A 7,244-nucleotide genomic window follows, 5' to 3' on the forward strand; every position below is an offset into this window, starting at 1 on the left:
GTGTCGATGACGAACCGAGGCCGGAGGCGGGCCCGTACCGGGGCCCGGACGCCGTTGCTTTCGCCCGCGCGGCGCCGGGCGGTCGCGCTGGCGTCCTGCGGCGCCCTGGTCGGGACGATGACGACCGGATGCTGGGCCGAGCCGTCGGCGATGCCCGCCGTCCGCGACTTTCTGATCGCCTGGCAGGTCGGCAACTACGAGGCCGCCGCCGGGCGGACCGTCGGCGCCGACCGCAGGCAGGTCGAGGACGCGCTCGGCCGCGTCCGGCAGCAGCTCGACGCGGCGTCCCTGCGGCTGTCGCTCGGCACCGAGGTCGAGGGCTCCGGCGTCGACCAGATCGTCAAGAAGGGCGACGAGGCCGACGCCCGCTTCACCGTGAAGATCGACCTGGGTGAGAACGGGCAGCCGTGGGAGTACCCCGGCCTCATGCACCTGCGCCGCGTCGGCGGCAAGTGGAAGGTCGTCTGGAACCAGTCCATCATCAACACCAAGCTGAAGCCGGGGCAGCGCCTCGCCGTGGTGACGCAGGTGCCCAAGCGCTCCCCGATCACCGACACGCAGGGCCGCTCCGCGCTGCGCGAGATCGGTGCCTACCAGGTCGGGGTGTATCCGGGGCAGCTCGCCGACCCGCAGAAGACCATCGACCAGCTGACCAGGCAGACCAAGATCGACGGTGGCCGGCGGCTGGACTCCGAACGCCTGCTCGGCCGCGTCCGGTCCGCCCCGCCGCAGACGTACCTGCCGCTGCTGACCCTGCAGGTCCCGACGCACAACCTGCTGATCCAGCGGCTCACCCACATCCCGGGCCTGCGGTTCCAGGGCGTCCGCGCGCCGATCGCGCCCGCGTACGCGCCCGAGCTGATCGGCAACCTCGGCCCCGCCACCGCCGACCGGCTCCAGCAGGTCGGCGCCCCCTACCAGCCGGGCGACACGATCGGGGTCAGCGGCATCCAGCTGCTCCAGCAGCGCCGCCTCGCCGGGACGCCCACCGTCAGCGTCGTCGCGCAGGACGAGACCGGCAAGAGCACCGAGCAGCTGCGCTCCTGGCCCGGCCAGGAGCCGCAGCAGGTCCAGACGACCCTCGACCCCGGCTACCAGCGCCATGCCGACGACGCGCTGGCCGGCCTCCAGTTCCCGGCGTCCATGGTCGCCGTGCGGCCGAGCACCGGCGAGGTGCTCGCCGTGTCCAACCACGGCACGGGCGGCCGGAACTCCGCGTTCGAGGGCCACTACCCGCCCGGCCTGACGTTCGGGATCGTGTCCGCCGAGGCGCTGTTCTCCCAGGCCGGCATGAAGCAGTCCACCGAGACCACCTGCCCCGGCACCGTCACCGTCGGCGGCAAGACGTTCACCAACAAGGCCCGTCCCGACAGCAGCTTCGCCAACCACTTCGCCGCGTCCTGCAAGACGACCCTCGCGCAGCTCAGCAGCAAGGTGGACGCGCAGACCCTCCTCCGGGAGGCGTCCCAGCTCGGCATCGGCAAGAACTGGGGCCTCGGCGTCCCCGCCTTCACCGGCGCCGTCCCGGCCCCCGCGAACGACGGCGACAAGGCCGCGGCCATGGTCGGTGAGGGCGCCGTCCAGGTCAGCCCCCTGGCGATGGCCATGGTGGCCGCCGCCGCGTACAGCGGCACCTGGCGGCCGCCCTACGTCCTCAAGGACCCGTCCACGACGGCCCAGGCGCCGCCGGCGCAGAGCCTGCCGCCCGAGTCCATCTCCAACCTCAAGAAGGTCCTGAGCCGCACCGCGTCCCGCGGCAACGCCAGCGGCGCCCGCGTTTCAGGCGACGTCGTCGGCGTCGCCGCCCTCACGACCTACAACGAGGGCGGCCGCCCGAAGACCGTCTCCTGGTTCGTGGGCTCCAGCGGCGACCGCGCCTTCGCCATCGCGGTCGAGGGCGTCATCAACACCCCGGCGCTGGCCGCCAAGTTCCTCGGCGGCTAGGTCCTTTGTCGGCTCTTTACGGACCGGACGCAACCAACCCGCCCCCCGCGTGCGTCTTTACGGGTGACTGAGCCACCGCTTGGGGGGTTGCGGACTCAGTCGCCGTGATGAGACCAGAGCCTCGTCTCGGGGGAGGCTCTGCCGTCCGGACCGGCCCGACCCTGCCGGTCGACCCCGGTGGACGCGACATCGTTCGCGTCCACCGGGGTTCACGTGTGCCCAGGGGAATCACGTTGCCCCCGCACGCGTTATCCTTGTAACGTCATCGTGCGGACGTCTTCGGACCGATGCTTTGACAACTCAACATGGGGGTGACCGGCTTCGACTTCGGTCGTTCGAGCCAGGGGAAGCGGGTCGAGGGTTGCTGTCGTGACCTCGTAAATCCTGTGACAGCAAACCAATAACTGCCAACAAGAAGCAGTCCGAGTTCGCCCTCGCCGCCTGAGCGAGGAGCGAACTCTGTCAGCCCGGGCGCGTCTCCGTCCCGGGGTCTGGCATCGCAAGGAGACTCCACCTACCGGTCCGGTCGCGGGCCCGGCAGGGACATCTAACAGCGACTGAGTCCGTCGGCGACACGCCTGCGTGAGCGCCGGGACTGAGAAAACGCTAAGCAGGCTGCACCCGGAGAAGCCCTGACCCATCACCGAAGGACGCGGGTTCGATTCCCGCCACCTCCACGGCAAGAGAAGCCGCTGATCAGACAAGTTCCGATCAGCGGCTTCTCGCATGCCCGCCCACATAAGGCACCCCCTTCCCGAGCACCCCGGCGACCGCCGCGCTACACCCTCATCTCGACGTCCTACGGCCGACGCACGGCTGGAAGGGGCAACGCGGCCGGGAGTGAGGGGGAAGTCTCGACCGGCCGCGCTGCCCCGGCTATGGGCGCCCGGCCCGCCGGGCGCGGTCCCGCTCGCGCTGCCGCTCCGGATCAAGCGAGGCCACCGCGCCGCTCGCCGCCGCGATGGCCGAGCCGAGCCGTTCCGGGGTCGTGCCTTCGACGAGCCGCGCCTCGGGGAGGAGCGCCCACCAGCTCCGCGTGAAGTACCCGAACCACACGGCCGTCCCGCCGTAGTGGTCCTGGATGCGGCGGGCCTCCATCACGCGGATCGGCACGGGATCGATCACGGCCGTGTCGCGCGGCGCCCGCTCACTCGTCACGGGTCACTTCCCGGATCTTGTCCGCGAGCTCCTCGGCGGTGTCGGCGCAGACGTCGGAAGGCCGGTCGAGGATCTCGCGCGTGAGGGGCCCGCGGGTCGCCCACCATCGCCCGGTGTCCCGGGTATGGATGATCGACCAAGCGGGAAACGCGTCCCGCAACCTCGCCTTGGCCTCTTCGACTGACACGTCAGGGGCGTGCACCATGCGCTCCCTCACTCGTGGTGATTGGGTCACGCTCAGTGAAAGCCCTACGCCTGCGACGCGGGAGCCGGATACTGGCTGTCAGAAGGCGGACTGTTCAGAAGGGTCCGCCTGCCCCGGCCCCGGCGGGATGGTGCACGCATGACCGACGACGAACTCCCGCGCTGGGCGGCGCGGTTAAGCGCCGAGCGCGAAGCCCGCGCATGGTCCAAACCGAGGATGGCGAAAGCCCTCTACGCCGCCCGTGACCTGCGCCCCAATCGCACGCAGGTGGAGTCGCTCGCCCGTCAGATCCGCAAGTACGAACGCGGCGAGCACTTCCCCCGGGAGTGGGCCACCGACTACGCGGCGGCGTTCGGGATCGGGGAAGTCGAACTGTTCGGGCGGCTTGACAGCGTCGATGACAATGAAGACGTGGAACGCCGTGCCCTCCTCGGTCTGCTGGCCACCACGGCTGCCGCCAGCTCTCTGGCGCGTGACGCGGCACCGTTACGGGAGGCGTTCGAGGCCGCGGTCGCTGCCGATGCCAACGACCGCGACGCCGACACCTGGGAGCGCGTCGCGCACGACTACGCCCACGAGGTCGGCTGGGCTTCCGCGACCGCCCTCCAGCCGGAACTCGCGGCGGACTTTGCCGAGCTGGCGAGGCTCGTCCCCACCGCCCCCGGAACCGCCCAGCTCCGTCTGATCCATGTCGCCGCCCAGATGGCAGCGCTCATGGCGATCAACCTGACCAACCTCGGCGAGGGGCGCGCCGCGCGCCGCTGGTGGCGCACCGCCGCCCGCGCCGCCGACCACACCGGCGACCACGCCACCGCCGCCCGCATCCGGGGCCGCGCCGCGATCTTCGCCCTCTACACCGAGACGCCCCGCCTCTCGGTCGTCGAGGCCGCCGAGGAGGCAATCATGGTGGGGCGAGGCATACCCGACGGCATCGTCAACGGGCACGCCGCCAAAGCGCAGGCCCTCGCCGAACTCGGCAGGCACGATGAGGCCAAGGATGCCCTGGAGGACCTGCGCGGCGTGTTCGAGCAACTGCCGGGGGCCGTGCGGACCGAGCGGAGCAGTTGGGGCTGGTCCGTCGGCCGCCTCCACTTCGTCGCCAGCCTCGTCCACACCTGCGCCGGGAACGTTGGACCGGCGTTGGAAGCTCAGGACGCTGCGCTGGACGTCTGCTCAGCCCAGAGCTGGAAGTTCCGCTGCCAGGTCGAGATGCAGCGCGCCGGCGCACTGATCCGGGCCGGGGACGTCGACGAGGGCGTCCACCATATGACGCAGGTCCTGGAGGGCCTACCGGCCGAGCAGCGCAGCGACGGACTTCTGCAAGGCAGCGCGCTCATCTCGTTGCGGCTCGCGGCGCCCGCTCAATCCGGGCGCGCCTCGGTCCGGCAGGCGCGCGAACTGCTAGCAGCGACGGGAGACCGATGACCGCGGATCCCACCTTCACCCGCCACGACCCCGCCGAGGCCGAGAAGGTCCTCGACAGCGTGATCGTGCCGGTCTATGTCGCCTCCCACCAGGACGTTGTCGACCAGCCGTTCTACTCTGCGGAGCGGTTCGCCGAACGGGTCCTCAGCTACACGAGAGTCCCCGGGTTCCAGATCGTCGTCGCGCACATCGAAAGCGAGCCGGTGGGGCAGGCGTTCGGATGCACCTTGCCGGTGAAGACACGCTGGTGGAACGGGCTGACGACCCCGGTCCCGGACGGGTTCACCGTCGAGACCGGGTCGAGGACGTTCGCGTTCAACGAGCTGATGGTGATTCCGGAGTGGCAGGGCAGGGGGGTGGCGCACGCGCTGCATGATGCACTGCTGGGCGGCCGGTCCGAGGAGCGGGCGACGCTGCTGGTCCGCGAGGACAACGACTCCGCGCAGCGCGCGTACGCACGGTGGGGATGGCGCAAGGCCGGCAAGGCGCAGCCGTTCCCCGACTCCCCGCACTTCGATGTGATGGTCGTGGATCTGCCGTTGAGCTAGGGCCGTGTGCCGGGCCGCGTTTGGCCGCTCAGATGATCCGGACCGCTTCCACCACCTCGTCGGCGGTGAGGGTATGGACGGTGGCCTGCCAGCACTCGAAGGGGCCGTAGTTGTCCCGGTTGAGGATGCTCTCCCAGGACGTCTCGATCTCGTTCCGCAGGGTGGTGGGCCAGTCCCGGGTCGGGGCGTCATGCATCCCCGCTGCCCGGAGGCGGGCGTCGAACTCGTCGTGAGTCTGCTCCCAGCGGGCGAACGCCTCGTCCTCGGGCTCGCCGGGCAGCCTCGGCATGCCAAGGCCTCGGTTCAGGACCATGTGCCACTCATCGAAGTGTGAGAGGAGCACGCGGTCGCGGGGGACCCGGCAGGTGAGCAGCACCTGGCCGCGCGAGTGGCGGCAGGCACTGACCAGATGCTTGCGGTTGGTGCGTGCCCAGAGCCACAGCGCACCCTGGCCGCTGGTCGGCAGGCGCTCCGCCATCATCCGGTACATCCAGTCGTAGGCGTCCGCGAACTCGGCCACCGCCAGGGCCGGGTCCGGCGTCAGCGTGCCCGTCGTGAGCAGGGCCTCGAACGCCTCGACCGATTGGACGGTGTGCAGCAGCAGCCGTTCCGCGTCGAGGTCGTAGCCCATTGGACCGGCGGGCACGGCCTGCTCGGGCTCGGCGTCGCGGATCGGGAAACGGGTGCCCGCCGTCTCGTCGTCCAGCAACGGGTTGCGGCCTCTAGCCGATGTCTTCGGGGAGGAGGGTGGTGAGTTGTTCGGTGGTGAGTTCGGCGCCGGTGTTGGCGAGTTGTTCGGTGCGGCGTGCGTGGGCGGTCACCGCGGAACGGAACAGTTTGTCGATCTCGCGTCCGTTGCCCTCGCGGAATTGGTCGCGGTTGTCCGCCAGGTAGGTGGTGAGGGCTTGTTGGGTGGGTTCTGGGACGCGGTAGTCGGCCGTCTTGGCTTTGCCCAGGAAGATCGAGACCAGGCCGTCGACCTCGTAGGGGGAGAAGGTGAGGGTGCGCGCGAAGCGCGATGCCAGGCCGGGGTTGGTGGCCAGGAATCCTTCCATTTCGGAGGTGTATCCGGCCGCGATGACGATGACCTCGTCGCGGTGGTCCTCCATGAGTTTGACGAGGGTGTCGATGGCCTCCTGGCCGAAGTCGTTGCCTGATCCGGCCTGGCGCGACAGCGTGTAGGCCTCGTCGATGAACAGGACGCCGCCGCGGGCGCGTTCGAAGACCTCGCTGGTCTTTTGTGCGGTGTGCCCGACGTACTGTCCGACCAGGTCGACGCGTGCGGCTTCGACGACCTGGCCTTGTGCCAGGACGCCCAGGGCGGTGAGGAGTTCTCCGTAGAGGCGTGCGACGGTGGTTTTGCCGGTGCCGGGTGGGCCGGCGAAGATCAGGTGGCCGGTGAAGGGTTCGGCTTCGAGTCCGGCGGCGCGGCGGCGCCGGGCCGAGGCGATGAGGTCGAGTAGGTCGCGGATGTCGCGTTTGACCTCGTCCAGTCCGGTCATCGCCGCCAGCCGCGCCAGCAGGGCGGTGACCTGGTCGGGGTCGCGGGCCTCTCCGAACCGGGCGGCCAGGCCGGTGTCGACGTCGAGGTCTTCGGCGATCAGCCGGGACAGTTCCTCGCCGGAGGGCAGTTCTTCCATGTCGGCCAGGCGTTGTGCCTGCCGTTCCACCGCCGCTTCGAAGACGCGGCGTGCGGCGCGGCCGTTGCCGAAGGAGGCGTCGCGCTTCATGGACGTGAAGTGCGCCAGAAGCGCGGTGCGCGCGTCCTCGGCCAGCTGGTAGCCGTCCTTGTCGGCCTGCGTCCCGACGATCTGGACGAGTTCGGCGGGGCTGTAGTTCTCGAACTCCACCGTCCGGGAGAACCGCGAGCTCAACCCCGGGTTGGCGGCCAGGAACTCGCGCATCTCGGCCGAGTATCCGGCAGCGATGACCACGACCTCGTCGCGGTGGTCCTCCATCAGCTT

7 protein-coding genes and 1 other RNA gene are annotated in these 7,244 nt (G+C 70.3%); 4 read left to right on the forward strand and 4 right to left on the reverse strand.

Going from position 1 to position 7,244, the window contains the following annotated elements; all coding sequences use genetic code 11:
• The first annotated feature begins 6 nt into the window (after positions 1-6).
• Complete coding sequence (locus AB0C84_RS17535) at positions 7-1,944, forward strand: penicillin-binding transpeptidase domain-containing protein (RefSeq protein WP_361066938.1); 1,938 nt, start codon at positions 7-9, stop codon at positions 1,942-1,944.
• A 307-nt stretch (positions 1,945-2,251) separates the two neighbouring features.
• Positions 2,252-2,624: a transfer-messenger RNA gene (ssrA, locus tag AB0C84_RS17540) on the forward strand.
• A 196-nt stretch (positions 2,625-2,820) separates the two neighbouring features.
• Here ssrA and AB0C84_RS17545 read toward each other — a convergent pair.
• On the reverse strand, positions 2,821-3,102 hold the full coding sequence (locus AB0C84_RS17545) for a hypothetical protein (RefSeq protein ID WP_361066941.1): 282 nt from the start codon (positions 3,100-3,102) through the stop codon (positions 2,821-2,823).
• Positions 3,092-3,307 (reverse strand): hypothetical protein, encoded by a 216-nt coding sequence (locus AB0C84_RS17550; protein ID WP_361066944.1) that lies wholly within the window; start codon positions 3,305-3,307, stop codon positions 3,092-3,094. The genes AB0C84_RS17545 and AB0C84_RS17550 overlap by 11 nt, the downstream gene beginning before the upstream one ends.
• A gap of 138 nt (positions 3,308-3,445) precedes the next feature.
• On the opposite strand from AB0C84_RS17550, the gene AB0C84_RS17555 reads away from it, so the two are divergent.
• Both AB0C84_RS17555 and AB0C84_RS17560 read left to right on the forward strand, forming a co-directional pair.
• Positions 3,446-4,732 carry a hypothetical protein gene (locus AB0C84_RS17555; protein ID WP_361066947.1) on the forward strand — a complete coding sequence of 429 codons (1,287 nt, stop codon included), beginning with the start codon at positions 3,446-3,448 and terminating at the stop codon, positions 4,730-4,732.
• Positions 4,729-5,280, forward strand: coding sequence for a GNAT family N-acetyltransferase (locus AB0C84_RS17560; RefSeq protein ID WP_361066950.1), 552 nt, complete (start codon positions 4,729-4,731; stop codon positions 5,278-5,280). Before AB0C84_RS17555 ends, AB0C84_RS17560 begins: the two co-directional genes overlap by 4 nt.
• A 28-nt stretch (positions 5,281-5,308) precedes the next feature.
• Here the strand turns inward: AB0C84_RS17560 and AB0C84_RS17565 are convergent, their stop codons facing one another.
• Both AB0C84_RS17565 and AB0C84_RS17570 read right to left on the reverse strand, forming a co-directional pair.
• Positions 5,309-5,989, reverse strand: a complete 681-nt coding sequence (locus AB0C84_RS17565; protein ID WP_361066953.1) for a DUF3841 domain-containing protein — start codon at positions 5,987-5,989, stop codon at positions 5,309-5,311.
• A 13-nt stretch (positions 5,990-6,002) separates the two neighbouring features.
• Positions 6,003-7,244 (reverse strand): AAA family ATPase (locus AB0C84_RS17570; RefSeq protein WP_361066956.1); only part of this gene is annotated, 1,242 nt, incomplete at its 5' end.

This window comes from Actinomadura sp. NPDC048955, from assembly GCF_040649435.1.
Classification (GTDB): domain Bacteria; phylum Actinomycetota; class Actinomycetes; order Streptosporangiales; family Streptosporangiaceae; genus Spirillospora; species Spirillospora luteofluorescens.

Bases quoted from the DNA above. Each gene is read 5' to 3' on its own strand.
- AB0C84_RS17535 (WP_361066938.1), top strand. From the start codon at position 7: ATGACGAACCGAGGCCGGAGGCGGGCCCGTACCGGGGCCCGGACGCCG.
- AB0C84_RS17550 (WP_361066944.1), bottom strand. From the start codon at position 3,307: ATGGTGCACGCCCCTGACGTGTCAGTCGAAGAGGCCAAGGCGAGGTTG.
- AB0C84_RS17555 (WP_361066947.1), top strand. From the start codon at position 3,446: ATGACCGACGACGAACTCCCGCGCTGGGCGGCGCGGTTAAGCGCCGAG.
- AB0C84_RS17560 (WP_361066950.1), top strand. From the start codon at position 4,729: ATGACCGCGGATCCCACCTTCACCCGCCACGACCCCGCCGAGGCCGAG.